21 protein-coding genes are annotated in these 26,992 nt (G+C 72.9%); 7 read left to right on the top strand and 14 right to left on the bottom strand.

The window, feature by feature from the left end; genetic code table 11:
- Positions 1-11: 11 nt before the first annotated feature.
- Positions 12-3,632 (top strand): S8 family serine peptidase, encoded by a 3,621-nt coding sequence (locus ACZ7M2_RS04110; RefSeq protein WP_471594035.1) that lies wholly within the window; start codon positions 12-14, stop codon positions 3,630-3,632.
- Between the two features lie 88 nt (positions 3,633-3,720).
- On the opposite strand, the gene ACZ7M2_RS04105 is transcribed toward ACZ7M2_RS04110, so the two are convergent.
- The 3 genes from ACZ7M2_RS04105 to ACZ7M2_RS04095 all read right to left on the bottom strand — a co-directional run bounded on the left by ACZ7M2_RS04105 (position 3,721) and on the right by ACZ7M2_RS04095 (position 7,593).
- A complete protein-coding gene (locus ACZ7M2_RS04105; RefSeq protein ID WP_471594034.1) occupies positions 3,721-5,325 on the bottom strand; it encodes a carboxyl transferase domain-containing protein in 1,605 nt (534 codons plus the stop codon).
- Entirely contained in the window at positions 5,318-6,853 is a 1,536-nt protein-coding gene (locus ACZ7M2_RS04100; protein ID WP_471594033.1) for an acyl-CoA synthetase, read from the bottom strand. Before ACZ7M2_RS04100 ends, ACZ7M2_RS04105 begins: the two co-directional genes overlap by 8 nt.
- 98 nt (positions 6,854-6,951) lie before the next feature.
- Positions 6,952-7,593: an O-methyltransferase gene (locus tag ACZ7M2_RS04095; RefSeq protein WP_471594032.1), complete on the bottom strand. Its 642-nt coding sequence runs from the start codon at positions 7,591-7,593 to the stop codon at positions 6,952-6,954.
- 371 nt (positions 7,594-7,964) lie between these two features.
- On the opposite strand from ACZ7M2_RS04095, the gene ACZ7M2_RS04090 reads away from it, so the two are divergent.
- Genes ACZ7M2_RS04090 through ACZ7M2_RS04080 form a run of 3 tightly spaced genes read left to right on the top strand, consistent with a single transcriptional unit; the run spans position 7,965 to position 10,447 of the window.
- Positions 7,965-8,579 (top strand): transcriptional regulator, encoded by a 615-nt coding sequence (locus ACZ7M2_RS04090; RefSeq protein ID WP_471594031.1) that lies wholly within the window; start codon positions 7,965-7,967, stop codon positions 8,577-8,579.
- A gap of 14 nt (positions 8,580-8,593) precedes the next feature.
- Positions 8,594-9,199, top strand: a complete 606-nt coding sequence (locus tag ACZ7M2_RS04085) for a toxin-antitoxin system, toxin component family protein (protein WP_471594517.1) — start codon at positions 8,594-8,596, stop codon at positions 9,197-9,199.
- A gap of 6 nt (positions 9,200-9,205) precedes the next feature.
- Positions 9,206-10,447 carry an MAB_1171c family putative transporter gene (locus ACZ7M2_RS04080; RefSeq protein ID WP_471594030.1) on the top strand — a complete coding sequence of 414 codons (1,242 nt, stop codon included), beginning with the start codon at positions 9,206-9,208 and terminating at the stop codon, positions 10,445-10,447.
- Here ACZ7M2_RS04080 and ACZ7M2_RS04075 read toward each other — a convergent pair.
- On the bottom strand, positions 10,432-11,508 hold the full coding sequence (locus ACZ7M2_RS04075; RefSeq protein ID WP_471594029.1) for a MerR family transcriptional regulator: 1,077 nt from the start codon (positions 11,506-11,508) through the stop codon (positions 10,432-10,434). The two genes, ACZ7M2_RS04080 and ACZ7M2_RS04075, sit on opposite strands and share 16 nt — an antisense overlap.
- Before the next feature lie 145 nt (positions 11,509-11,653).
- Between ACZ7M2_RS04075 and ACZ7M2_RS04070 the strand changes: the two genes are divergently transcribed.
- The gene (locus ACZ7M2_RS04070; protein WP_471594516.1) at positions 11,654-12,571 is read left to right on the top strand and encodes an ATP-grasp domain-containing protein; all 918 of its coding nucleotides are present in this window, start codon (positions 11,654-11,656) and stop codon (positions 12,569-12,571) included.
- Here ACZ7M2_RS04070 and ACZ7M2_RS04065 read toward each other — a convergent pair.
- The 10 genes from ACZ7M2_RS04065 to pgfA form a co-directional block, all read right to left on the bottom strand.
- Positions 12,552-13,157 carry a hypothetical protein gene (locus ACZ7M2_RS04065; RefSeq protein WP_471594028.1) on the bottom strand — a complete coding sequence of 202 codons (606 nt, stop codon included), beginning with the start codon at positions 13,155-13,157 and terminating at the stop codon, positions 12,552-12,554. The genes ACZ7M2_RS04070 and ACZ7M2_RS04065 overlap by 20 nt on opposite strands.
- A complete protein-coding gene (locus ACZ7M2_RS04060; protein ID WP_471594027.1) occupies positions 13,126-13,980 on the bottom strand; it encodes an FkbM family methyltransferase in 855 nt (284 codons plus the stop codon). Before ACZ7M2_RS04060 ends, ACZ7M2_RS04065 begins: the two co-directional genes overlap by 32 nt.
- Positions 13,977-14,228, bottom strand: a complete 252-nt coding sequence (locus ACZ7M2_RS04055) for a Trm112 family protein (protein WP_471594026.1) — start codon at positions 14,226-14,228, stop codon at positions 13,977-13,979. Before ACZ7M2_RS04055 ends, ACZ7M2_RS04060 begins: the two co-directional genes overlap by 4 nt.
- The gene (locus ACZ7M2_RS04050) at positions 14,225-15,130 is read right to left on the bottom strand and encodes a hypothetical protein (protein WP_054233622.1); all 906 of its coding nucleotides are present in this window, start codon (positions 15,128-15,130) and stop codon (positions 14,225-14,227) included. Before ACZ7M2_RS04050 ends, ACZ7M2_RS04055 begins: the two co-directional genes overlap by 4 nt.
- 15 nt (positions 15,131-15,145) lie before the next feature.
- Positions 15,146-15,916 (bottom strand): class I SAM-dependent methyltransferase, encoded by a 771-nt coding sequence (locus tag ACZ7M2_RS04045; protein WP_471594025.1) that lies wholly within the window; start codon positions 15,914-15,916, stop codon positions 15,146-15,148.
- Positions 15,913-17,319 carry a condensation protein gene (locus tag ACZ7M2_RS04040; protein WP_471594024.1) on the bottom strand — a complete coding sequence of 469 codons (1,407 nt, stop codon included), beginning with the start codon at positions 17,317-17,319 and terminating at the stop codon, positions 15,913-15,915. The genes ACZ7M2_RS04045 and ACZ7M2_RS04040 overlap by 4 nt, the downstream gene beginning before the upstream one ends.
- Positions 17,316-21,977 (bottom strand): alpha-(1->3)-arabinofuranosyltransferase, encoded by a 4,662-nt coding sequence (locus tag ACZ7M2_RS04035; protein WP_471594515.1) that lies wholly within the window; start codon positions 21,975-21,977, stop codon positions 17,316-17,318. Before ACZ7M2_RS04035 ends, ACZ7M2_RS04040 begins: the two co-directional genes overlap by 4 nt.
- Entirely contained in the window at positions 21,974-22,753 is a 780-nt protein-coding gene (locus tag ACZ7M2_RS04030; RefSeq protein ID WP_471594023.1) for a class I SAM-dependent methyltransferase, read from the bottom strand. The genes ACZ7M2_RS04035 and ACZ7M2_RS04030 overlap by 4 nt, the downstream gene beginning before the upstream one ends.
- Positions 22,754-22,758: 5 nt before the next feature.
- Positions 22,759-23,910: a glycosyltransferase family 4 protein gene (locus tag ACZ7M2_RS04025; protein WP_471594022.1), complete on the bottom strand. Its 1,152-nt coding sequence runs from the start codon at positions 23,908-23,910 to the stop codon at positions 22,759-22,761.
- 229 nt (positions 23,911-24,139) lie between these two features.
- The gene (gene pgfA / locus ACZ7M2_RS04020; RefSeq protein WP_471594021.1) at positions 24,140-25,117 is read right to left on the bottom strand and encodes a cell envelope lipid trafficking protein PgfA; all 978 of its coding nucleotides are present in this window, start codon (positions 25,115-25,117) and stop codon (positions 24,140-24,142) included.
- Positions 25,118-25,413: 296 nt separating this feature from the next.
- Here pgfA and ACZ7M2_RS04015 point away from each other — a divergent pair, with 296 nt between their 5' ends.
- Entirely contained in the window at positions 25,414-25,566 is a 153-nt protein-coding gene (locus tag ACZ7M2_RS04015) for a hypothetical protein (RefSeq protein ID WP_167552120.1), read from the top strand.
- Positions 25,567-25,601: 35 nt separating this feature from the next.
- Positions 25,602-26,846, top strand: coding sequence for a PucR-like N-terminal domain-containing protein (locus ACZ7M2_RS04010; protein WP_471594514.1), 1,245 nt, complete (start codon positions 25,602-25,604; stop codon positions 26,844-26,846).
- Positions 26,847-26,992 lie beyond the last annotated feature (146 nt).

The raw sequence follows: 26,992 nt of genomic DNA, 5'->3' as shown, positions 1-26,992 counted from the left end.
AGAGGTCATCCATGACCAGAGGACCAGTCAGACGGGGGGCGGCTCTGCTGTCCGCCGGGCTCGTGCTCGCCGTACTGCCCCTGGGGCGGGCGGGCGCGGCCGAGGCAGCCGCCCCGGCCCCGACGCGCACTGCCTCCGTCACCCACACCGTCACGCTCGTCACCGGCGACAAGGTGACCGTCACCGACCTCGGCGCCGGCAAGAAGACGGTCGCGGTCGAGCGGCCACGGGGGGCCACGGGGGCCGTCCGCACCCAGGTGACGAACGGCGCCGTGACCGTCGTGCCGGACGAGGCGCTGCCCTATCTGCGGGCGGGCACCCTCGACCGGCGGCTGTTCGACGTGAGCGAGCTGATACGTCAGGGGCTCACCGACGGGAAGACGGCCGAGCTGCCGCTGATCGTGACGTACGGGAAGGGGCGCGCGGCCACCTTGCGCGGGGCCGAGCAGAAGCGCGCGCTGCCCAGCATCCGGGGCGCCGCCGTCGCCGCCGACAAGGGGCGCGCCTTCTGGCAGTCCCTCACCCGGCAGGGCGGGACGGTCGACAAGGTCTGGCTCGACGGGCGCGTGCACGCCGACCTGGCCGAGAGCAACGCCCAGATCGGTACGCCACAGGCCTGGGAGGCAGGGCTCACCGGGAAGGGCGTCACGGTCGCCGTGCTCGACACGGGGGTGGACGCCGACCATCCCGACCTGGCCGGGCGGGTGGCCCTCAGCAAGAGCTTCATCGACGGGCAGGAGGTCGCCGACCGCAACGGGCACGGTACACACACGACGTCCACGGTCGGCGGCAGCGGTGCCGCCTCCGACGGCAAGGAGCGGGGTGTCGCGCCCGACGCGACGCTAGCCGTCGGCAAGGTACTCAGCGACCAGGGCTCGGGCAGCGACTCGCAGATCATCGCGGGCATGGAGTGGGCCGCGCGGGACGTGCACGCCAAGGTGATCTCCATGAGCCTCGGCTCGACCGAGGCGAGTGACGGCACGGATCCCATGGCGCAGGCGGTGAACACGCTGTCCAAGGAGACCGGCGCCCTCTTCGTCGTCGCCGCGGGCAACACCGGCGCCCCCTCCTCCATCGGTTCGCCCGGCGCCGCCGACGCCGCGCTGACCGTCGGCGCGGTGGACTCCGCCGACCAGGCCGCCTACTTCACCAGCGCAGGACCGCGCTACGGCGACAACGCCCTCAAGCCCGACCTGTCCGCACCCGGCGTCGACATCCTGGCGGCCCGCTCCCAGCTCGTCGCCGGCAGTGGTTACTACACCTCCATGAGCGGTACGTCGATGGCGACGCCGCATGTCGCCGGTGTGGCCGCCCTGCTCGCCGAGAAGCACCCCGACTGGACCGGCGCCCAGCTCAAGGACGCCCTGATGTCGACGTCGAAGCAACTCGACGCGTCCGCCTATGTGCTGGGCTCGGGCCGGGTGAGTGTGCCGGACGCGATCGACGCGAAGGTCACTGCCACGGGCAGCGCCGATCTCGGTTTCTACAGCTGGCCGTACGAGGCGAACCATCCCGTCACGAAGACCGTGACCTACACCAACTCCTCGGACTCCCCAGCCGAGTTGAGCCTCGCCGTGCGGGGCGCCGCCGACGGGGTGGCCACCCTCGCCGACTCCACGCTCACCGTGCCCGCGCACGGCAGCGCGTCGACGACCGTGACGGGCGACGGCTCGAAGGCGCCCGTGGGCGACACCTCCGGGCAGATCGTCGCCTCCGTCGGCGGCACGCCCGTCGCGCACACCGTGTTCGGGCTGGTCAAGGAGGAGGAGCGGTACACGCTCACCGTCCATGTCAAGGACCGCGCGGGCGAACCGACCGCCGCCTACCTCGCGGTGCAGCGACTCGCGGCGGGCGTGGACCCGTTCCCGGCCTCGGTCGACGACTCCGGCACCCTGAAACTCCGGCTCAGGCCGGGGACGTACAGCCTCACCTCCTTCCTCGACGTGCACGGCAGTCACGGCGCCGACTCGCTCGGGCTCGGCTTCCTCGCCGCACCCGAGATCACCCTCGACCGGGACCGCGAGGTCACCCTCGACGGACGGCAGCTCCGGGAGATCCGGGCCGAGGTGAAGCGGCGGACCGAGACCCGGCAGCTGCTCATGGAGTACGACCGGAACGCGGGCGGCTCCGACCAGTTCGGCGCCGTCCAGGTGCCCGTGAAGTACGACAGCATCTTCGCCGCGCCGACCTCGAAGGTCACCCAGGGCACCTTCGAGTACCGGACCGTGTGGCGGCTGGGGAAGCCGTTGCTGGAGGTGAAGGGCGTCGGTGAGACCGTCGCCCAGCCGGGCGGGACCCTGATCGAGGGCCGGAGCAAGCTGCCGCTGGTGGACGTCGGGACCGGACCGTTCACCGGGGTGAGCGGCAAGGCCGTGCTCGCGACACTCGCCGACGGTGTCGAGCCCGCCGCCCTCGCCCAGGCGGCCCAGGACGCGGGTGCCAAGGCGCTGTTCGTCACCGACGGCGCGGCCGGGCGGCTCAACGCCTGGTTCGGCACGGACGACGGCGCGGACCGGCCGCTGCAGATCGCCACGGTGAACGCCGCGGACGCGGCACGGCTGAGGGCTGCCGGACATCTCGACATGACCGGGACGCGCAACACGCCGTACGTCTACGACCTCTCGGAAGGGCACGAGGGGGCCATTCCGCGCGGCGACCTGACGTACGAACCGGGTGCGCGTGACCTCGCCGTGCTGGACACCAGGTTCCACGCGGTCAAGCCCGTCTCCGGCAGCGAGTTCCGCTACTCGGTCACCGACGCCTTCCCCATCGGGATCGGCTTCCAGGAGCGGATCGACTACCCCGCCGGGCGGACCGACTACGTCTCCACCGCCACCGGACAGACATGGATGGAGTCCGTGAACCTCGGGGCGGGCGCGCTGGAGGAGCGCAGTGGGCTCGTCCACTACCGCGGGGGCTCGCACGCGACGCTGAACTGGTTCAAGCCGGTCTGGCACGCGTGGCTCGGCACCGGGCTCGGCTGGGGACAGCAGCGCGCGGGCAACCAGATCCAGTTCAACACGCCCGGCTGGGGCGACTCCGGGCCCGACCACACGGGCTTCGGCGACGTGTGGAGCGATGACACCGGGATGACCCAGTTCACGTCCGTGTACCAGGACGGCACCCTGGTCGACCGGCGCAAGAGCTCCGGCGCGTATGTGTGGGACGCGCCCGCCGATGAACACACCTACAAGGTCGTCACGGACACCACGCTCGACCCCGACCGCTGGACGCTGTCCACCCAGGGGCACTCCGAGTGGACCGTCCGCTCGGCGGCCACGCCCGCGGACCGCTGGACGTTCCTTCCGCTCATCAACCTCGGCTACGACATCGACACCGACCTCGCGGGCGCGGTGCGCGGCGGCGGCCGGGTGCCGGTGGGGATCCACGCCGAGTACGTGAAGGGCGCGTCCGGCACCGGGACCATCGGGGGCGGGAAGCTGGAGGTGTCCTACGACGACGGGAAGTCGTGGCAGGCGGTCCCGCTGTCGGGCGGTGGTGGCGCGGCGTCCTGGAAGGGGACGTTGAGCGTGCCGCGCGGCGCGCGGTTCATCTCCCTGCGGGCCTCCGCACGGGACGACCGGGGCGGCTCGGTGAGCCAGGAGGTCATCCGGGCCGTGGGGGTGCGATAGCCCGCGGTCCCCGCTGAACGGGCGGATCCGGCTCCCCTTGGGAGGGGGGAGCCGGCTCCGCCGCGGCGTCACCGCCCGGGTGGCGCGCTCAGCGCCCCGCGTGCTCCACGATGCCCCGGATCACACCCAGCTCCACCAAGTCCTGCGGCCGGATACGGAGTTGGTCCGCAGTGTCGCGCACCTCGCTCGCCGGGCGCTTGAGGATCGCGGCCGCGAGCTCCGGCGCGATGACGGAGAAGTAACTGTCCGGCGTGGCCCAGGTGTTGCCGGGCGCGGCCAGCGCGAGCGCGCCGCCCGAGCCGCCCTCTCCGATCACCAGGGTGGTGACGGGCGTACGGGCGGTGGCCACCGCGGCGAACAGGTCCGCGATCGCCGAGCCCGCGCCCTGCCGCTCGGCGTCCGCGTCGTTGGCGGCGCCCGGGGTGTCCACCAGCGTCAGTACGGGGATGCCGAGCCGGCCGGCGAGCCGGATCAGCCGGGCGGCGGTGCGGTATCCGGCGGGGCGGGTCGCGGTCCCGCACTGGGCGGCGTACGCCACGGTCCGCCCCGCGGGTCCGGAACCGAACCCGCACAGCATCCCGTCGTCGCTGCCGCCGCAGCGGTCGCCGCTGATCGCGGCCCGGCGCGAGAAGTAGGCGTCCAGGTAGGCGGCGGCCCGGGGGCGTTCGGGGGAGCGGGCATGCCGGACGGCGTCCCAGCCGGTGCCGGGGAGGCCGGGTGCGCCGAGAGCGGCCGGGGGAGCAACAGCCTCGCCCTCGCCTCCGGCCTCGGCCACGCCTCGGGGCTCGGTTTCGGACTTGGCCTCGCCTCGGGCCTCGGTCTCGGGCTCGGGCTCGGCCGCGCCTCCGGGCTCGGCCTCGGGCTCGCCTCCGGGCTCGGACAGAGCCTCGCTCCCGGCCTCGCTCCCGGCCTCGGCCTCGCCTCGGGCCTCGCTCCCGGCCTCGCTCCCGGCCCCGGCCTTGCTCCCGTCCTCAGCCTCGCTCCCGGCCTCGGGCTTGGCCTCGCCCTCGCCTCCGGTCGCGGGAGCGGTCAGCAGGGTCAGCCACAGGGACAGCGTCTCCCGTAGTTCCTCCCCCCGTACGACGGCGTCCACCGCGCCTGCCGCCACCTGGGCCTCGGCCGTGTACGCCGCCGGGTCGGCGTCGGGCGGGCGGACCCGGGAGCCGGCGAAGCCGACCTGGGCGCCGGGCAACGCCAGGGTCACGTCGGCGCCCGCACCCAGCGTCGCCCAGCCGCCGCCCGTCGTCGGATCCCGCAGCACGGCGATCTGCGGCAGCCCCGCCTCCCGGGCGAGCGCCGACTGCCGTGCTACGCGCTGGAGTTGGGTGAGCGCGAGCATGCCCTCCTGCATCCGGCTGCCGCCCGTCGCGACGAGCGAGACGACGGGCAGGCGGTGCGCACGGGCGTGGGCGTAGGCCGCCTCGACGCGGTCGCCGGTGCGTTCGCCGAGCGAGCCGCCGAGGAAGCCGAACTCGAAGGCGATCAGCACGGCGCGGGTCGAGCCGATGACCGCAGTGCCGCAGACGACGGACTCGTCCTCGCCGGTACGGGCGAGGGCGCGGCGGCGCGAGTCGTCGTACCCCTGCCAGGACAAGGGACCGTCCGGCTTGAACTCCCGCATGGGGACCGGTAGTTCACGGAACTCGTCGCCGGTCAGGGCGATGGCCTCGCGGGCGGAGAAACGCTCAGTCATGCTCAGGGGCCTTTGCGACGGCATCGGGGAGGGCTCGCTTGAGAATCTTGCCCATGTCGTTGCGCGGGAGCGACGTGAGGAAGCGCACGGTCCGCGGGCGTTTGTGCGGGGCGAGGCGGCGCGCCACGTGGTCGGCCAACTCCTCCGCGACGGGCGGGTCCCCGGGGTCGGCGGGGACGATCCAGGCCACGATCCGCTCACCCAGGTCCGCGTCGGGCTCACCGGTGACGGCGGCCTCGCGCACCGACGGATGCTCGAGCAGCGCGTTCTCGATCTCCCCGGCGCCGATCTTGAAGCCGCCGCTCTTGATCAGGTCGGTGGCCTTGCGGCCGACGATGCGTACCGAGCCGTCGGGGTCCACGACCGCCATGTCGCCGGTGCGGAACCAGCCGTCCTCGGTGAACGCGGCGGCGGTCGCGTCGGGCCGGTTCAGGTACTCGGTGAAGAGGTTCGGCCCCCGGACCTGGATCTCCCCGACGGTCTCGCCGTCGGGCGTACCGGTGGGAGTGCCGTCGGCGTCGTACGAGGCGATCGTCGTCCCGTCCTCCTCGACGAGCCGTACGCCGACGCCGGGCAGCGGCACTCCGACGGTGCCGGGCCGGGATTCCCCGTCCACCCGCACGCTGGTGTTCATGAGGGTCTCGGTCATGCCGTACCGCTCGACGACCCGGCGTCCGGTCGCGGCCGTGATCCGCTCGTGGTCGTGCACCGGCAGCGCGGCGGAGCCGGACACGAGCAGCCGCGCCCCGCCGAGCGCCTTGGCCAGTTCGGTGTCCTCGGCCAGCGCCTCGGCGAGCCGGTGGTACATCGTCGGCACCCCGAACAGCATCGTCGCGCCCGCGCCCAGCTCGCGCGCCACGCCCTGTGCGCTGAACCTGCCCAGATGCCGCACCGCCGCGCCGCGCCGCAGCGGGCCGAGGACGCCCAGGATCAGCCCGTGCACATGGAAGAGCGGCAGCCCGTGCACGAGCACGTCGTCGCCGGTCCACTGCCAGGCGTCGGCCAGCGCGTCCAGGGTCGAGGCGATGGCGCGCCGCGGGATGACGGCACCCTTGGGCGGACCGGTGGTGCCGGAGGTGTAGACGATGAGGGCGGGGGCGGCGGGGTCGTCCGGTTCGGTGCCGGGGCGTGCGGGGGTGCCGGGGCTCGGGCGGGTGTCCTGACCGGCGACTGCCACCTGGACGTCGACGCGCTCCAAGTCGCTCACAGGCGAGGGGAGTTCGACGCCCGGCTCGACCAGTACCAGCGACGGCGCGCTGTCGCCCAGAATGTGCCCCAGTTCGCCCTCCCCCGACTTGGGGTTGAGCGGCACGGCGGGCACCCCGGCGAGCAGCGCGGCGACGACCCCGACGGCGGTCTCCAGGGACGGCGTCGCCCACACGGCGACCCTCTCCCGGCCGTCGAGCCGCGCGGCCAGCTCACCCGCCGAGGCGGCGAGCTCCGCGTACGTCAGTGACCGGTCGCCGAAACGCAGGGCGGGCCGCCGTGCGGTCGAACCGCTGACCAGGGCGGGAAAGAGGGAGGACACGCGGGGTACTCCTTGCCGTAGGGACCTGCTGGAGGACGTGCTGCCGATGACGGTCACCACCGTTCCTACACCAGCACGAGGGAAACCCGCCGCCACGCTCACTCCGATGACAGGCTCGACCCCGCCGGGGCGAGCCGTCGCCGCGTGCCCACCAGCGTGGCGAGGTCCTCGGCGAGGCGGAGTTCGACCGTGTGCAGGGCGACATGCCGCAGCCAGTGCAGCCGGGCCCGGTCGGGGGCGCCTTCGTGCAGCGGCGGCCATCCGGTGGCCGGGGTGAAGTCGTCGACCACCACCGTGCCGCCCGGAGTCAGCAGCCGGGCGGGGTCGGCCGGGTCGTCGCCCGGCGTCTTGCCGGTGCCGCCGCCGTCCAGGACCAGCAGGTCGTACGGGCCGTGGTCCTCGATCCGCCGCCAGTCGCCGTGGATCACCTCGACCTCGGGCCGGTCGGCGAAGACCTCGGCCGCGACCCGGGCCCGCTCGGTGTCGCGCTCCACGCTGAACAGCCGTACGCCCTCCCGCGCCCCGGACGCCAGCCACGCGAGCCCCACCCCGCACCCCGTACCCGTCTCACCGATCCGCTCCCGGGCGCCGCCCGCCAACGCGTGCAGCAGACGACCCTGCTCCGGACGGCACGCGTACGCGAAGCCGTGACGACGCGCGGCGGCGAGGGCCCGTCGGACGAGCGGGGGAAGGGCGGCGGGGTCCGCGGCGGCGTGGGCGTCCGTTCCTGAGAGAGACATGGAAGAGATCATTATCGCCGCGACGGGGTCGGCCGGGGCTGGTTACGCTTTCCCGCCGCGATGGCGTGGACCGGGCGCGGCTCGGTGCCGCTGCGGACGGCCCGTCGGAGAATGTGCAGATCTCGGCTCGCACCGGGATGTCCGCCCCGCCGGAAGGCGGCACCTGGGAGTCACGGCTGCGGGAGAGATCGCGGGAACCGGGCCGCTTCATGCCCCGTTAGCCGGGGCGATTCCGGCTGTCCCGCTCCGCGGGAGCGATCGTTCTTGAACTCGGAACGATCGTTCGGAAAGCATGGCGCGGGCCCCGTCGGGGCCCGTAGTCTCGGCCCACAGCGTGAGAACTTGACGGGTCAACTGCCGGGAGTGCATGGGTGAGTGCGTCGCTGACTCCTCTTCGCGAGACACTCGCGCGTCTCGACGCGCACCTCGCCGACAAGGGCCTCGATCGCGGGGAGGTCCTCGACGTGGGGGAGTTGTCGAGAAGAACGGCTCTGGCCGAGGGAGAGGTCCGGGCGCTCCTCGACGGGTCGGGGGCCCTCGACGACAAGGTCGACGACCGCATCCGTGGACGCGTCCGCGCGCTGTACGAGGCGTATCTCGACGAGAGCGGGAAGCGGCCCGCCGATGTGTGCCGGGACGTCGCCGGGCGGCTCGGGATCAGTGACAAGTGGGCCCGCAGTCTGCTCAACGGCGACAAGATGCCGAACGTGCCCGACCTCACCCGGCTCGCGGAGTTCTTCCGCATCGAGGAGGGCACGAAATTCTTCACCGATCCGGCCCCCGTCGTCCTGAACGGCGCACTTCAGCGCGTCGTCGGCGAGCTGGACGGCGGAGCCGGGGACGGACCGCTGCTCAGGTTCACGCTCAAGCACGGAGTCGTCACGCTCGCCCTGCGGGGCCGACGGCTGACCCCCCGCAAGCAGGAAGCGCTCACGCTCATGCTCGAGGGTCTGCTGAGCAGCGAGAGCGAGGAGGCGGAACGGTGAAGCCCTTCCCCAAGATGCGGCCGCTCCGTCGCGCGTGGAAGCGCGCCGCCGTTCTCCTCTCCCGCCGGGCCGACTCCGAGATGCGCGGCCTCGCCGTCGAGCTCACCCGCGCGCTGAAGAAACGACTCGACGCGCCCGTGGACGTACGGGAGTTGGCCGAGGCCCTCTGCCAGGAGATGAGCAGGCGCCGCGACGACCGCCCCATCCAGCTCCGCTTCGAGCGGTTCCCGGACGAGATCGAAGTCACCGGGCTGTGGATGGAGTTCCACGACTTCGACCTCGTCATCGTCGAGGAACGCGCCGAGACCGTGCAACAACTCGTCATACTCGGCCATGAGTTGTGGCACATGATGGCGGGGCACTCCCACTCCCCCCACCACTACGCGGGTGCGGCCGCCGCCAGCGCGCTGTCGGACGACCCCGGCTGGCAGGAGATCGCGCTCACCGTCGCCGCCCGCAACGGCTCGCACGAGGCCGACGAGGCCGAGGCGGAGGACTTCGGCCTGCACCTCGCCAGCGTCTTCCGCCCCTGGGTGACCGGCCCGCGTACGAAGGGCCCCGTCGACCCGGTCGGACAGGCCATCCAGGCCTCCCTCGGCTACCGCGGCCCCCAGGACTGACCGGCGATGAATCCTTCCCGCTTCTTCGCCGGGTTCTACATCTCCTTCTGGATCCCGACGGCGGTCCTCACCGCCGCGCTGGCGATCAAACTGCCCAGCATCGTCAAGCTGTGGAAGGACCCGCTGCTGCGTGCCGTCGGCGGCCTGCTCGTGCTCGCCTGCGGCGTCTTCGTCTTCGCGGCACCGTCGACCATCGCCTGGACCAACCGCGTCACCGGCGTACCGAACATCGCGGCCCCCCTGGTCTACAGCCTCATCACCGCGTTCGGCGGCGCCTGCCTGCTCCTGATCACCACATGGCGCAACGGCATCTCCGACCGCTCCGGCGTCACCCGCCGCGCCACCCGCTGGGTGGTCACCGTCTACGCGAGCGTGATCGTCGCGCTGTGGGTGCTGTTCGCGCTCGCCGACGTCCCCGTCGAGCGGCTACGGGACCTCGACACGTACTACGCCAGCACCCCCTTCATGCGCGAAGAGATCGTGCTCTACCTGCTCGCGCACACCGTGGCCGCCCTGATCACGTCCAAGCTGATCTGGAACTGGATCCGCGCCGGCGGACTCGACGTATGGCTGCGCGGCGGTCTGAAGTTCCTCGGCGTCGGCTACGTGATGAACCTGCTCTACGACAGTTCCAAGTTTTGCGCAGTCGTCGCCCGCTGGACAGGCCACGACCTCGACTGGCTGAGCACCGGGCTCGCCCCGCCGGTCGCCTGCCTCTCCGCCATCCTGATCGCGGTCGGCTTCATCCTTCCGCACACCGGCCAGTATCTGCACCGCCGTGTTCGCACCCGGCTCGGCCACTGGCACCTGCGCCCCCTGTACCGCCTGATGGGGACCGTCACGGGCGGCGGACGCGTCCCCTTCAGACTCCGTGCCACCCCCGAACTGCGCCTGACGCGCCGTGAGACGTTCATCCGGGACGCGCTGCTGAACCTGGCCAGGTTCATCGACGAGGACCTCCGGCGGAAGGCGTACGACGCCGCCCTCGGCCTCGGCTTCGAGGCCGGCCGGGCGGGGGCCCTCGCCCACGCCGTCACCGTCCAGGAGGCCATCGAGACCAGGAGGCGCACCCGCCAGGACGACGCCACCGCATCCCTCAACACCCCGGACACGGAGAACCTGCTGGCGGAGATCGACGCCGTGTCCCGGGCCCTGCGCCACCCCGCCGACATCAGGGCGGTACGCGAGGCCGCGGCCGGCGCGGCGGACAGCGCGCCCGGCCCCACCCTGAGTCAGCCCAGCCGTTGATCCCCGTCGATTTCCACCACGTCCGCCACCACACAGCTCACGTTGTCGGGCCCGCCGCCGTCGATCGCGGCTGCGACGAGGGACCGTACCGCCGCGTCGGGAGCCGGGGCCGAGCTCAGCAGCCGCCGGAGCTCCTCGTCGGCCACCACGGTGGAAAGCCCGTCCGAGCAGAGCAGGTAGCGATCCCCGGGCAGGGCGTCGCACAACCGCAGATCGGGTACGACGGAGTCGGCGCCGCCGGTGAGTGCCTTCAGGAGCAGGGCACGTTGGGGATGGACGACGGCCTCCTCCGGCGTGAGCCGGCCCTCGTCGATCATCGACTGGACCATGGTGTGGTCGTGCGTGATCCGGAACAGCTCGCCGTCGCGCAGCAGATAGGCACGTGAGTCGCCGATGTGGACCAGCCCGAGCTGGGATCCGGTCCACACCATGGCGGTGAGGGTGGTGCCGTCGTCCTTGCCCGGGGCGGCATCCCGGACGGCCCGCGCGGCACCCTGCACCGCGTCCTCCAGAAGATCGAGGACGCTCCCGCCCGGAAGGGGTTCGCCGTCCAGGGACTTCAGGGCCCGCACGGCCGCGGTACTGGCGGGCGCGCCGCCCGTGCCGAAGCCGTCGGCCACAGCGAGGACGCGGGCGCCCGCGTGGGCCGTGTCCTGGTTGGCGGGGCGGACCAGACCGGTGTCGGAGAGCGCGGAGTAGCGGAGTTCGAGCATGGTGATGTCCTTCCTCGACGCGTACGAGAGGTGATCCACGAGAAACGTCACGAGCTCCCGCCGACCGGCGGTCTCGGCCTCGACCCGTGCCCAGTAGGCACGGATCTCCCGGGCGGCGGACGCGTCGTCCAGAGCACACACCTGCCGGATCCGGGCGAGCGGCATCCCGATCCGGCGCAGCCACGCCACCAGCCGTGCCCGCTCCAGTTGCGCGACGGCGTAATACCGGTACCCGGTCTCCGGGTCGACCCGGGCGGGTCGCAGCAGCCCCAGCTCGTCGTAGAGCCGCAGCGCCTTCGGCGACAGCCGGCACGTTTTCGCGAACGCCCCGATCGTCAGCATGTCCATGCGCCCACCCCGTGGTCGTGTCGTGCCCGTCATGCGTTCCTCGTTCCGCCACCGATGCTGCGGCTTCACCGAAGGTGAAGGTCAAACGGGTTGCCGGAGTTCCCTCGGCGGTTGTTAGCCTCGCCGGGGATCAGCCGTGATGAGGATGGAGTCCGCCGTGGCCCGTACCGCCGCCGCCCGCGCACGTATCGCGCTCGCCACCTACCGGCCCGAGGAGGGCACAGAGAGCCTGGACCGGGATCTGCCCGTGCTGAGGGCGGCTCTGGAGGACGCCGGGGCGCAGGCCGTCATCGGGTACTGGGACGATCCGGACATCGACTGGGCCGCCTTCGACCTCGTGGTGATCCGGTCCACCTGGGACTACAGCTGGCGGGCGGCGGAGTTCGTGGCGTGGGCCGAGCGGTGCGGGAAGCTGACGCGGCTCGCGAACCCGCCGGCGGTGGTGCGGTGGAACACCGACAAGCGGTACATCGGCGATCTCGCGGAGGCCGGGGTGCCCACCGTGCCGACCCGGTACCTCGCGCCGGGCGCGCCCGCGGAGTTCCCCGACGACCGCGAGTTCGTCGTGAAGCCCACCTCCGGCGCGGGTGCGCGGCTCGCCGCCCGGTACCGGCCCGAGGAGCGGGAGACGGCCCTGCGACAGCTGGAGCGGATGCACGGCCGGGGGCTGACCGCCATGGTCCAGCCGTATCTGACCAGCATCGACACCGCCGGTGAACGCGCGCTCCAGTTCTACGGCGGCCGCTTGCTGCACGCCAGCCGCAAGGGCGCCGTCCTTCGACCCGGCACGGCCTACGACGCGGACAAGGTCGCGCACCCCCGCCTGGAGCCCTGGCAGCCGACCCCGGCCGAACTCGCCGTCGCGGAGCGCGCGTTGGCGGCCGTGCCGGGCAGGACGGACGGTTCGGAGCTGCTCTACGCCCGTGTCGACCTCGTCGACGGCGACGACGGGAACCCGTGCGTCATGGAGCTGGAGCTCGTCGAGCCGAACCTGTTCCTGTGGCTGCACCCGGAGTCGGTGCCCGTGGTCGCGGAGGCCGTCGTCAAGGCCGCTCTGCGCTGACGGCCACGCGCTGCAGCAACCCCCACGTGAACTCCGCCGCGCACTCCCGCGGCACTCCGGACGCGTCCGGGGCCGTGAACGCCAGCCCCCAGCGGGTCGGGGCCGTGCCCTCCAGGGGGCGGGCGGGGGCGAAGGCGCGGGCGACCTCGTCGACCGTGCAGGACCAGGGGCGCAGGTCGTCCAGGGTGCGGGGTGCGGGACCTGCGGCACCCGGGGCGCGGACCAGCCACTCGTTCCAGGCGACGCCGTTCGGGGCGACGAGGACCTCGAAGCGCAGGTCGGGCCAGAGGGGGACGGGCCAGAGCAGGGCCTCGCAGGCCAGGTCGCCGATCTGCCGCGGAGTGACCGACTCCGTGGCGCCGAGGATCGAGCGGTATCGGGAGACCGCCGAGCGCGAGCGGGGGGCGTGCAGCATCGCCTGCCAGCGGCGGTTCGCCTCGCGCATGTCGGCGATGGAGACGCCCAGCTCGTGGCGGGCGTCCTCGACGAGGTCGGGGTTGTGGTCGGCCATGCGGCGCAGCAGGACCAGTTGGAAGTCGAGCGGGGTGAAGGGGCTAGCGGGTCGCTTGACGGGCATGGGGTCCATGGTCGCGCATCGGGAGGGAGCCCGGCCGGCGCCCGTCCGGGAGGAACAGGACCGAGTTGACGTAACGGGGGCCTCGCGGGGGCAGGACGCGGCGCAGCAGGCCCTGGGCGGCCACGTGGGAGGTGCGTGCCTGGTGGGCCTCCAGAGGGAAGGACGCCAGGGGCAGCCAGGTGGTCGCGGGCAGGACCCAGCCCGTGTAGCCGCGCTCGGTGAGATGGCCGACCACCGGCGCGATGGGCTGGATTCGGGACTCCAGTTCGATGAAGAGGGCCGGGCGGTCACGGCTCAGGAGGGCCTGCGCACCGCGCAGGACCGCGAGTTCGTTGCCGTCCACGTCGATCTTGACGAAGTCGACGTCGTGGAGGCCCAGGCTGTCGAGGGTCACGCACGGGACCTCGACCGCGCGGGCGTGGATGTCCCGGCGTATCAACGACGACACGCCCCGGTCGCCCGCGTCGTCCGGTGGGAACCAGAGCCGCGCCGTGCCCGGACGGTCGGAGGCGGCGGCGCGGATCACGCGGACGTTGGAGGGGGCGGTGGCGCAGAGGAGTCCGGCCAGGTGGGGGACCGGTTCGACGGTCACCACACGGTGGGCCAGGCCCGAAAGGCGGTGGGTCCAGGGGCCGTACCAGCCGCCCACGTCCACCGCCGTGCCGCAGCCGGGCGGGCAGAGGTCCCCGAGGCGGCCCAGTTCGGGTTCGAAGCGCGGGTAGACCAGCCGGGCGGTCGCCGCGACGAGGCGGGTGGGGAGGTGGCGGGCGAGCCGGGCGGCCAAGGTCCTCGTCGGCCTCGTCGTCCCCGTCGACTTCGTCGGCCTCGTCACGGGACCATCCGCTTGAGGAGTTCCTCGTGCTCGTCCTCCGTGACCTGCTCCCCGGAGGACGGCAGCAGCTGCGGGATGCCGTCGACGATCGGGTAGCGGCGGTGCAGGCGCGGGTTGTACAGCGCCTCCGCGGCGCTCGGCTCCGCTCCGGAGTCCGGCGCCTCGCCGTCACCCAGGGGCAGCAGGTGCAGTGGGCCTTTGTCCAGTGGGCAGGCCAGGATCTTCAACAGCGGGTCGTCGGGGTTCATGGTGGCGTCAGCTCCTTGGCCACGATGGGGGGTTGGGGTGCCGCGTCGTGCTTGGGCATGACCAGCAGCACGGACACCGCGAGGGCGGTGCCCGCCAGGCGCAGTGTCAGCCGCACCGGGTCGTGCGGCAGCGCCTCGCCGAACGCGAGCGTGCCGAGCACCGCCGTGAACAGGCTGGTCACCGTCGTACAGACCGGCACGATCAGCGAGGCCCGGCAGCGCTGCAACGCCGCCTGGGACATGACCAGGCCGAACGCGCCGGTGAAGAGCAGGAGATAGGGGTACGGGGAGCGGAGCACGTCGATCACCGCCCCCGCGAGGTCACTGGTCGTCAGATAGCTCGACACGCCCTTGATGGCCAGCGAGCTCACCCCGTACAGCAGGCCCACCGCCACGCCGTACTCGACACCCGTCGTCGGCATCCGGTGCCGGTGCCGCGCGCGGCGCTCGGCGGCCCCGTACAGCCACAGGCCCGCCGCCAGCGAGGGCAGACAGACGGTCAGGATCAGCGGCGCGGGGGCACTGCGGCTGACCCGGTCCGAGCCCTCGCGCAGGGAGAGGACCACCATCAGCAGGGCCAGCAGGATCGCACCGAGCGCGTACCGCTCGCGGCCCGACGTCTCCTCGCCGAGCAGCCGGGCGGAGAGCAGCACCAGCAGCACGAGCCCGGAGACGAAGATGCCCTGGGCGGCGGCGATCGGCAGCGTGCGGTAGACGGCGAGCTGGGCGCCGAAACCGGAGGCCAGCGCCAGCGAGCCGCCGATCCACAGCGGGCTGCCGAGCACCAGCCGCAGCAGCCGGGCGGGGCGGCGGATGTCGACCTCGGGCAGTGCGGCGAGCGCGCGCTTCTCCAGGACGAATCCGGTGCTGTACAGGACGTTCGCCAGCAGGGCCGCGGCCACTCCCCACCACATGGGCTACGTCCTTCGGGCGTGCAGGAGCAGGATGGAGGCGAGGGCCGGCGCCGCGCAGGCCAGTCGGTCCAGGGAGCGCAGCGGACGCGGTACGCCGTGGAAGGGCGCCCCGCTCAGCCGTACGACCTCGAAGCCCGCCGCGGTCACGAACTCCCGCAGCGCGCGGGCCGTGTAGAGCCGCAGATGGCCCACGACCTCCCGCCCCGGGCGGCCGTGGATCGCGCGCAGGCTCACCTCCGAGAAGACGGGCTGGACACCGGCGAGCAGCAGGGCGCGGTTGTACCAGGCGGCGAGGTTCGGGGTGGAGAGCATCAGGTGGCCGCCGGGGCGCAGGACCCTGTGGATCTCGTCCAGGGCGCTGTCCGGGTCCACGAGGTGCTCGATCACCTCGCTGAACAGGACGGCGTCGGCCGAGGCGTCGGCGAACGGCAGCCCGCCGTCGGTGAGTTCGCCGCGGATCGCGTACGGCAGCCGGGCGTGGGCGCGTCTGAGGGCGTCCTGCGACCAGTCGACGCCGACGAGACGGTGTCCGGTGAGCAGGGGTGCGGCGGTCGCGGCGGCGGTGCCGTCGCCGCAGCCGATGTCCAGCACGGTCCGCGCGCCGGCCGTGGCGGGGCCCAGGGCGGCGGCCAGTATCCGGGCCTGGCGGAGGCTGCGGGGGGTGCCGGAGGCGACGGGGACGCCCGGATCCTCGTAGAAGTCGCGAAGTCCCTGACGTGCGGGGCCTGTTGGCGTTACCGGGCCAGTGGCCGGGGTCGAGGTCGTGGGCGTCATCGGGGGCCGTCCTCCTCCGTCGCGTGCAGATAGTGCTCGAAGAGGTCGCGGAGGTGGGCGCCGTCGCCGTGGCTGAGCAGGGTGCGCGACCAGCGCAGGGCGACGTGCAGACGGCCCGCGGTGGACGCCGTGGTGACGGTCAGGCCGCGGGGCGTCCGGGCGGGCGCCGAGAACCACACCGCGTGCGCGCGGCCCGCCTCCGCGCCGAAGTCCAGCGCGTACGGGATGCGGCCGATGTTGCTCAGCAGCGTGGTCGACGTCCAGGGGCCGGCCGCGCGGCGCAGGCCGCGGGTGAGGGCGGCACGCCAGGCGACCGGGACCACGGGGGCGGTCAGGAGGGCCGCGCCGTGGCCGAGTTGGGGCCGGGGCAGCGACTTGAGCGCGCGGGTGCGTTCCGCCGTGCGGCGCAGCAGCTCGCCCATCCGCCCGGCGTCCAACTCCTCGACGGTGAAGGGGACTTCGACGAGTCGTGTCCCGTTGCCGATGGGCATGTCGGTGCCGCGGGGGCGGTCGTCGACCGGCATCGTGATGCGCAGGGGGCGCGGGCGGGCGCCGTGTTCCCTGTTCCAGTGCGTGATCATCAGGGCGGTGGCCGCCATGAGCTGGTCGTTCACGGTGTAGGGGGAGCCCTTGGGGCGGTGCGGGACGCCGAGTTCGGTGACGAGGAGGCCGTTTCCGGGCGAGGGCTCCGGGGTGCCGTGGGCCACGCGGGCGGGCGGGGTCCAGGTGGACGGGGTGTCGACCTGGACGGTCTTCGCCGCCGCCTCGGGCGGTCGTACGGGTGGCGCGGTCGGGGAGTTGTCCTTGCCGCCGTACAGCTCCGCGGCGGTGGCGAGGACGCGGAGGCAGGCGGGGCCGTCGAGGGCGGTGTGGTTGACGGTGAGGAAGAGGACGGTGCCCTTGGGGCGGGGGCCGGTGTGGGCACGTGGCGCGGCGCTTCGACGCGGCGCCGTGCCCACCGCGTCCGTCGCCTCACTGCCGACGGGCGGGCCCGCGCCGTCGACCACCTCCAGGCGGATGGGCGGTGAGGCGGTCAGCGGCGGGGCGGTCAGCAGGGCGCGGGTCCGTGCGTGCTGGAGGGAGCCTGGGCCCGGGGGCGGGAAGGAGACGACCTCCACGTCCGGATCGGGGGTGAGTTCCCACTCGTAGCGGCGGCGGTACCAGGGGCCCGCGGCCTCGCGCATCAGGATGCGGGGGTGACGGTGCAGGGCCTCGGTGAACGCGGTGGTGAGGCGGGCGGGGTCCAGATGGCCGGGGAGGTGGACCTCGATGTGGACGGTCTCGGGTTCCTCCTCCTGGAGACAGTGCCGGGAGACCTCGTCGACGACGGGGAACGGCACGCGGGCGGGGGGCCGGGATGGTCCGTCGGTACCGTCCCGTGCCGGGTGCTCCAGCGCGGTCATCGGGGTTCGCCCCTTCCCGTGTCGCCGTCCGCCGGGTTCCCCGCCTTGCGGAAGGCGATCCGCGCGGTGGGCGGATCGGCCTCACCCGCACCCGCCTCACCCGCACTCGTGCCACCCGCGTCCGCCTCGCGCGGGGCGGAACCCGGGCCGCGCGCGGAGATGGTCGGGCCGGAGGCACGGTCGGGCCCGGGGGCCGGTGGTGTGTCCCGTGGTCCGGTTCCGCCGGGTTCGGCCACGGCGGGTGCGGGCTCCGGCTTGGCCACGGCGGGTGTGGCGTGGCCGGGATCGGCGTGACGCTCGGATCCGACCCGCCCGGTAGGAGGGTCCACCTCGCCCCGCCCGGTTCCGCGAGGCGGCGCCTCTCCGAGCGACTTGGCCTGCGTGCCGGGTATCTCCCCGGAGGACGTGGTTTCCGGGTCGGGCTTCTCCGCCACCGCCCCGGGGCCGCCGTTCTCGCCGCGGCGGCGTCGGGGGAGTGGTGCCGTCGGGGCCTGGGAGCCCGGGGGCGGGGGGACCGGGCGGGAGCCCCGGGGGGCCGTGCCGGGCGGCTCCTGGACGCTCACCAGCCCGGCGAACAACCCGATCAACGCCAGCAACTGCGCCGCGGGCCCGAACGCGCCCTCGCTCGCGCCCGGTGGCGACCCGGCGCCCGTGGCGGCCGCGATCCCAGCCCCGGTGAGCGCGAGGAACGCGATCGGTACGAGAAGCGCGTGCCGTTTCCGGGCGAGCAGCGCCAGCGCGGGGACCAGCAGCGCGAAGGGTCCCGCGATGACCACGCCCACCAGGGTGAGCGCCACCGTGCCGAGCCAGAACCCGGCGTCCGGCGCCGCCGGCTGCGGCTCGTCGGGGTTGTCCTCGCGGCGGCGCCACAGCACGAGGCCCGCGAGAGCCGCCACGCCGACCCCGCCGCCGATCAGCCCGGCCTCGTACGTCGTCGAGGGCTCGTACGACAACTTGACCGTGCCGCCCGCGCCGGCCGGGATCCGCCAGCCCTGCTGCCAGCCGTCGAGCCGTACGGGCGTCAGTTTCCTGCCGCCCAGCGTGGCCTGCCAGCCGTCGTTGTAGTTCTCGTACGTCGTGAGGTACGAGGCGGCGCCGGAGCCGACCTTCACCTCGCGGCGGTCGCCCAGCCAGTCCACGATCCGCAGGGAGCGTCCGGCACCGGCGACGGCCTCGACGGTCCCACGGGTGAGGGTGACGTCCGTGACCGCGAGGGGCCCGGCGTCGCCCGCCTCGACCCGGTGCGCGCCGGATCCGAGGTCCAACGCGGTGTTCGAGGACCCCTCTTGACAGAGTGTCAGTGGGACCGGCCGCCGTTCGGTGAGATCTCCCACCGTCCCCTTCGCGCTCGTCGCGTACAGCTTTCCGTCGACCGCGAGCGTCGGACCCTTGCCGCAGGGCAGCGAGAACTCCCGCGTCTCCAGGGCCTGTGTGGTGCGGTACTCGGCGAGGTCCGGGAGGTACACCTCCGTCAGCCCGACCGGCAGTTGCAGGTCGGCGCCCGCGACCGGGTTGTGGAGCGTCAGGGGCGCGGTCTCGGTGACGGTGATGTCGAGGTGGTTCGTGGTGATCGGGTCGAAGCGGGCCCAGCCGTTCTCGTCGACGCCGGCCACAGTGTCCCCGTCCGGGGAGCGGATCTCGATCTTCGTCGGGCGGGTGGAGAGGCCTCCGGCCGCGGCCAGGACCATGGACGAGACGGGCTTCTTGTCGGGCCAGCTCAGATGGATCGTCGGCCTGTCCCCGGCGATCCAGGCCGTGGTCAGGTTGCCGTCCGTGAGATTGCGCGCGTCGAGGCCGGGGCCTAGGTCCGTCGTGGAGTCGGCCGTCGCGACGATGCGGTTCTGCTGCGTGGGTGAGACGTCGTACAGCAGTTCGTCGAGTGCGTCGCCGGTGATCGCGACGGCGCTCGCCCGCACCTCGTACGATCCCGCCGTCGAGGTGGAGAACGTGCGGTGCAGGCCCGCCTCGGTGCCCGTGGGGGCGAGGCCGGTGGGGTCGGTGGTGCGGTGCAGGGAGACGATCTCGGCGGCGGCGTCCGAGCCGGCGGCGTCGGTCGGGAGCTTCAGCAGGCGGGTGACCTGGACGTCCGGGAGGGCGATCTCGGAGAAGCCCGTGCCGGTCAGGCCGGTGCGCTGCGCGGTGGAGCCGACGATCGTCAGCTTCATCCAACTCGTCGATCCGGCGGGTGCCTTGACGGACTGGGTCATGCCGTTGGGTTCGAGATAGCTGGTGGCGGAGCCCTTCTCCGTCTCCACCCGGACCCGGGTCGCCGCGGACCGCATGCCGTCCTGCGGCAGCGGGGTGACCTTGAAGGACTTCGGCAGGTCAAGGGACCCCTCGAAGCGGATCCGCAGCCACTGCCCGTTCGCGGAACCGGACGCGCCCTCCGCCCAGGCGGTGTCGGGGTTGCCGTCGAAGGCGTTCACGGGGTCGTACTGGGGGAGAGGGAACAGCCAGTTGCCGGTGGAGGAGGCGGTCACCGAGCGGGCGCCGCGCAGCTCGGCCACCGTCTGGTGCTGGATGCCCTTGGTCGGCAGGATCTGGTGCGGCTTCTTGCCGGCGTCCTGGGCGCTGTCGCTGTCGTTGCGCTGGTCGGGCGTGTACGTGTACGAGGTGTTGGAGTTGACCAGGCCGAAGCGGGTGTCGGCGCGCCGCAGCCCGTCGCCGACCACCTGGACCGCGGCGGTGCCGAGGCCGGGATGGTTGTCGCCGGTCAGGACGGCGGGGCGGCCGCGCATCGAGGGGTCGGCGGCCAGCGGCAGCAGCGCCTCGGGGCCGCCGGAGACGACGGCGGTGTCCGCGATGGCGCTCAGTCCGGCCTGCCCGGGGCGCGGGGCGCCGTTGCTCGCCGGTTCGTAGATCTCGACGGCGCGCTCGCGCGGGTAGAGGCCCTCGACCTGGAGCGGGGCGTGGTGGGCGATCCGGCCGCCGGTCACGACCGGTCCGAAGCCGGTGACCCGCTCGTAGCCCGACTGTTCCAGGGTCCGCTTCACGGTCTGGGTCGGGACGTATCCGACCTGGTCCGGGTCGAGGTCGTTGCGGACGACGACGTAGTAGAGCCCGGCGCGGCTCAGGTAGTCCCCGAGGCCGGGGACGTCACTGCCGGTCATCAGCGCCTGCTCGACGGCGTCCATGGCCCGCCGGTTGCCGGGGGTGCCGAAGGGCACGTAGTCCCGCTCGGCCCAGCGGGAGTCGGCGAGCACGTCGAGGGGCTCGTCGATGGGGGAACCCCAGGTGTAGAGGCCGTGCGCGGTGGCGGGGACGACGAGGGCACGGGAGTCGGGGGAGTACTTCTTCAGCCAGTCGGCGGTGGTCCGCCAGTACGCGGGGAGCTGCTGGAAGGAACCCGGGTTGAGGATCGACCCGTTGAGGTACGGCCAGGCGAGGCCAGGCAGGATCAGCACGGCCGCGACGAGGGGTGCGTAGCGGCGGCCGCGTACGGGACGGGCTCCGCGTGGCTCGGCGGCGACCCCGACGAGATGCGCGAGGCCGAACACCAGCGCCAGGGCGAGGCCCGTCTGGAACTTGTAGATGTTGCGGAAGGGGACCAGCCAGCCGTTCAGCCAGTCCTGGACGACGCCGTGGAAGGGCGCGCCGAACGCACCGCCGTACCCCGCGAGGGTGAGGAGCGCGACCGACAGCACGGTCAGGACCAGCCAGCGGCGCTCGGGCATGTCACGTCTGGCGAGCCCGGCGAGACCCAGCCCCGCCGCGAGCGCCGAGCAGACGATGACGATCACCGAGGCGGCGACGGTCCAGCCGGCCGGCAGCCAGGCCTCGCCGAAGTGGAGGTACCCGACCCAGTTCCCCGCGCCGCGCAGGGACTCCGTGGCCGACATGGTGGCGGTCGTGGTCGCCGAGGTCTCCACGTACGGGAGGAAGTTCTCGCCGTAGACGCCGAGCATCAGCAGCGGGATCACCCACCAGGCCGTCGCCAGGATCACGCCCGGTACCCACCAGGTGATCAGTCTGCGCTGTCGGGGCCCACGTGGCCGGGACAGCAGATACAGCCCGACGGGGAGCAGCGAGGCGAGCGTCGCCGCGGCGTTCACCCCGCCCATGAAGGGGACGACGAGTGCCGAGCGGAGGGCGGCGACACGGGCGCTGTAGCGCTCGTCGGTGAGGGGGAGCAGGACCCAGGGGAGGAAGGCGCCGGGGAGCGCGGCGGCGGAGGTCGAGCCGACGACGATCGTGAAGAGCGGCCAGAGCGCGTACGCGACGCCGGCGAGCAGCCGGGAGGAACCGTTGCCGATCCGCAGCCGTTCGGCCAGCCGCAGGGCGCCCCAGAAGGCGACGGACACGACGATCGACAGCCACAGCCGTTCCGCCAGCCACACCGGGAGGTGGATCAGCTTGCACAGGCCGTAGAACGGCAGCATCGGCCAGACGTAACCCACGTACTGGTCCTGGATGCCGCCGAAGCCGCCCCGGTCGTGCCACAGCTGGCCCAGGTCGGACAGGAACCGCCAGGGGTCGAGCGCGACGCCGAGCTTGGTGTCGAACGTCATGCGTCCGGGGTGCACGGCAAGGAACAGCACGAACACCACGGCCCAGAACCCCAGCAGCCAGCGCCTGGACCGTGGCCCGTGCGGGGGGCCTGACGTGGTCGAGACGGGGCGGACGGCTGCCGGGGGAGGAGCCTGGACCGTGGTCGTCATGGTGGACACCGCCGGAGGATGAGGAGGAGGTTCCAGGTGGCGAACTCCCGCAGCCCCGGCGCCCTGGTGACGGCGGAGGCGAGGAGGGGCCAGTAGCGGGAGCGCGCCGAGACGACCGTGACGTCGTCGCGGGCGCGCACCTGCCGCAGGGTGGGGCCGATGTGCACGGCGAAGAGGTTCTCGCCGAGGGTGTGCTTGGCGGCCTTTCCGGTACGGCGGTGGTAGCGGGCCCGCGCCCGCTCCGCGCCGAGGTAGTGCCAGGGCGCCCACTCGTGACCGCCCCACGGGGAGAACCAGTTGGTGAACGAGACGTAGATCAGCCCGTCGGGCCGGGTGACGCGCACCAGTTCGCTCAGGAACGTCTGCGGGTCGGCCACGTGCTCGAGGACGTTGGAGGAGAAGGTGACGTCGGCGACCCCGTCCGCGAGCGGCAGCAGATACCCGTCCGCGACGACCGCCGAGCCGTCGGGTTTCGCCCCCAGCTCCCGTACGTCCGGCTCGAAGAGATACGCCAGTGCCCCGCGCCGCCGGAACTCCGCGGTGAAGTACCCGCCGCCGCCCCCGACGTCCACGACGGTACGTCCCTCGACGCCGCCGTACGCCTCGACCTGGTCGGCGGCGTCACGGGCCAGCAACGAGTAGCAGCCCACGGGATCGTCCTGCTCCCGCATGAAGGCCCGGAACAGCGCGAACGAACGCCGGAAGGAGGGGTCCTTCCAGGTGAGGGGCGCGCTTTCGGCGGGGGCTCGGCGGGGTATTTCGGGGTCGCCGTCCATGGGCGTCACCTCCGCCAGGAGGTGGCCGCCTCCGTGGCCACCGCCCTGAACTGGCGGACCGTGTTGTTCCAGCGGTACTGGGCCGCGCGGTCGCGGGCGGACTTGCCCATGAGGGCGCGGCGGTGGGTGGACAGGGCGAGGGTGCACCAGGCCGCCGCGAAGGAGGACTCACCGCGCGCCAGCACACCCGTCTCGCCGTCGGCCACGGAGTCGCGCAGTCCGGGCACGTCGAAGGCGATCGCCGGGGTCTCGCGCGCCGCCGCCTCCGTGACCACCAGGCCCCAGCCCTCCACGGCGGAGGGATGCAGCAGCAGCCACGCGGCGCACAGCAGCCGGTGCTTCTCGGCCTCCGAGACACGGCCGGTGAACTCCACCCCGGGACCTGCCAGTTGGTGGAGCCTCTCCCGCTCGGGACCGTCGCCGACGATCACCAGCCGGCCGCCGGTGACCGGGCGGACCCGCTCCCACAGCCGCAGCAGCAGATCGATCCGCTTGTACTCGACCAGCCGTCCCATCGCCACGAACAGCGGTTCTGGCGAGCGTTCGGCGCGGGGGCCCGGCTCCTCGACCCCGTTGTGCACGACCCGGATGCGCTCCCGCTGCACCCCGATTGCGCGCAGCGCGTGGGCCGTCGACGGCGAGACGGCGACCAGCAGATTGCCGCGCTGCGCGCCCGCCAGTGCCCAGTGTTCGAGTCTTCGGCCGATCCGGGCGGCGGGCGCCAGCGGACCGCCGAACCGCATCCGCCACAGGTCCGTGTGGACGTGGTTGACCAGGCACAGGGTGGGGCCGTGGTGCCAGAGCGGTGCCAGGTACGGCATGCCGTTGCAGACCTCGACCAGCAGATCGCAGCCGCCGACCTGACGGTGGAAGGCGGAGCGGGCGCGCAGGAAGTGGCCCAGGTCGCCGCCCGCCGAGACGACCCGGTATTCGTGGTAGGCGGCGGGCCCGCCGCACACCAGCGTGACCTGGTGGCCGAGCGAGGTCAGTCCCTCGGCGAGCCGGTCGACGAGGATCTCGGATCCGCCCGCGGACCGGTTTCCCAGGTCCCGGTGGGCGAGGAAGACGATGCGGCGCGGCTGTGGGGGAAGCGCCGGGAGGGACTGCGCGTCGCGCGGGACCGCGGCGCGCAGCGGGGAGGGCACGTGCTGGGGCATGGGTGCTCCAACTCGTCTCAGGGTGCGGAACTCAGTGTGGGGGGTGGGGCGTAGAGCGGGTCGGTCTCTTCGAGGGTGAATCTGCCGATCTGTGGGGGATGCGGGAACCGGCTGTAACGGGAGTGTGGGCGGGCTGTGCTCGGGTGGGGGTGGATAGTTTTCGCCCGGCGCTGGGAAGCTGCTACTCACCGAGGTGACAAATTCCGGGCTTTGTGGAGCTGACAGCCCATCACATCGTGAGTGGTGAAGGGGAGTTACCGGACGAACCGGGATCCCGTCGCCCTCGTACCACCAAAACGCCCCCCACGGCGGCGAGGACGAACCCGAGCACACCGGCACCTATCGGCAACGTCTGCCCCAGCAGGCGCAGTTGACCGCTCTCCTTCTTCGCCTGCTTCACCTGGTCCTTCTGGGTGGCCGTGGTGAAGGCCAGCTTGTCGGCGTCCAGGAGCAGCGTCGAGTCGTAGGTGGAACCCGGGGCGCGCAGCGTCCTGCGCGGACCGACCTGGGCGTAGAGCACCCGGCCGGTGCGCTGGTCGACGACCAGCTCGATGCCGTGGTTGGAGTACCACTCCTCGGCCAGCACCTGGGGACGGGCGGGCTGGTCGACGATGCTGCCGGGCACCAGCCGGGTGCCGATCTTCGTCGGGGGGACCGTGCCGGTGAAGCGGTAACCCGTGTAGCCCTGGATCTTCTTGGTGCCCCGGTAGGCCAGCGTGATGGGTGCGCCGAGGGAGTTGTCCCACCAGCGGTACGCGTGTTTCCGCACGTCGAAGGGGAACTTGAGGTAGGCGTCGCCCTCGAAGCGCGGGTTCTCCTGGCAGCAGTGCACCGGCTGGTTGGTCTTCCGGTCGGTGACCCAGCGGTTGGGGAAGAACTCCAGTGCGTCGTGCGGGTCGGCCGCGGGCAGCGACTTGTCCGTGTCGACCGTCGTCGTCACGTCCCAGACGGCGCGCCCGCTGTGCTCACTGTCGGCGACATCGCCTCTGACCTGCTGGGTGATGGTGATCCGCTTGTCGAACAGGGTCTGGATCTGCGCGGTGTCGAAATAGGCGCCCGTGCCGGTGTAGACGGCGGTCGTGTCGATGTCGACGGGGTTCACGGCGGCCCGCGGTTCCACGTACCACGCGAGCATCGGGGCCAGTACGAGCAGAAACGTGCCGAGGCCGAGCAGGACCAGTGCGAAGGGTGAGGGTTTCCGGCGCATCCGGGCACTCCAGGGGCGTGAGGAGGCTCGACGCACGAGTGATCACGGCTGATGACGGCTGATCACGGCCGGTCACGGGTGATGCAGGTGATACGGGTGGAACGCGGTGATACGGGTGCGTCGACACCAGGAGGGAAAGTGCACGTGCGGTATGGGCCGGGAACCGTACGGGCACCCTTGACGGAGTGTCAATGCATTGTCGAGACTGAGGACGTGCCGGACGGGACCGGCGTGGCGGGCTGCGCGGAGCACGGGAACGGGTGGGGACGACCTCCGACAGAGAGGCTCACCCTGCGATGTCCAGACTGCTCGCCGCCGTACTCACGGTCGCTGCCGCCGCCGCGCTCGCCGTGGGCGCCGCACTCGGCATCGTCGCGCTGCTCGACGCGACCCCCGATCAGCCGAACACCCCCCTGATCACGTACGAACATGCCGACCAGGAGCACTGACCGTGCCGCGGGGCGCGCCGGAGGCGGACCGGAAGGTGCAGGCCGGCCACGGGACCGTCGCCATACGCTCGGCCTGGCATGACGTTCCCCGTGCCCAGGTGCGGCAGTTCGCGGCGATCGCCCTGGCCGAGGCGCCGGATCTCGCCGAGGAGATCCTCCGGGAGATCCGCCGCGAGTACTCGAACCTGCCCCTCGTCCTCGACGACTCCGGCGAGCCGATGGCCCTCGTCGGCATCCGCCGGGCCATCGAGGTCTTCGTGCAGCACCTGGAGACGGCGGAGGGCAGACCCCGCGTCCATCCCGAGGTCTTCCAGGAGTTCGGCCGCGGCGAGGGACTGCACGGCCGCAGCCTCGACTCACTGCAGGCGATCTACCGGCTGGGTGTCCGCCTCGCCTGGCGCCGGTTCGCGGAGATCGGGCAGCGGGTCGAGATCCCGCCACCGGCGATGTACGAGCTCGTCGACGCGGGATACGAGTACCTGGACGGTCTGGTGGACCAGTCCGTACGGGGTTACGCCGAGGCCGCGGCCCGGCAGGCGGGCGAGCGCCTCCGCCTCCAGCGCCGTCTGATGGAAATGCTGCTCGCCGAGCACCACCACCGGGGCGACCCGGCCGAGGCGCTCGTCGAGCGGGCCGCGCGGATCGGCTGGCCCCTGCCGGACAAGGTCGCCGTCGGGGTGCTGCTGAGGCCGGCGCGGGAGGCCGTCGCGCCCGCCGTCGGGCAGGGGGTGCTGCTCGACATGGAGTACGAGCAGCCGCGGATGGTCGTGCCCGAGCCGGACGCGGCCGGGCGGCCGGAGCTGCTGCACCGGGCGCTGACCGGGTGGTCCGGGGCGATCGGGCCGCCGGTGCCGCTGGCCGACGCGGCGAAGTCGCTGCGCTGGGCGGACGCGGCCGTACGGCTGATGGAGCGGCGGCTGCTGCCCGGCGGTGAGGTGCTGCACTGCACCGAGCACACCGAGGCCCTGGTGCTCCTCCAGCCCGAGGAGCTGATCGACGATCTCGCCCTGCGCTGCCTGGCGCCGCTCGCGCACTGCGGGCCGACGCATGGGCGGCGTCTCGCGGAGACGCTGCTGGCGTGGCTGGAGACGCGCGGAGGCGCGCCGGAGGTGGCCGCGCGGCTCGGTGTCCACCCCCAGACCGTCCGCTACCGCCTCCGCCAGATCAGGGAGCTGTGGGGTGACGAGATCGACGATCCGGACCGGCGGTTCGAGCTGGAGCTGGTCCTCCGCGCGCAGCGTCTGCGCGGTGAGCTGGGTGATCCCCGCCCCCGCCGCTGACCTCCCCTCGCGCGCGGCCGGCTCCGCCCACGCGTCCGTGCACTGTCACCCCTCGCACCTCACCGTTACCCACCCATTGCCCGTGCAAGAGCACTATGAGTAGCCTGTGTTCGTCATGCCGATCGGCTGTTGAAATTTCGAACATA

The organism is Streptomyces sp. NPDC111507 (assembly GCF_055638955.1).
Note: the sequence above shows the minus strand (reverse complement) of the source record. Positions and strands in the feature narration are given on the sequence as shown.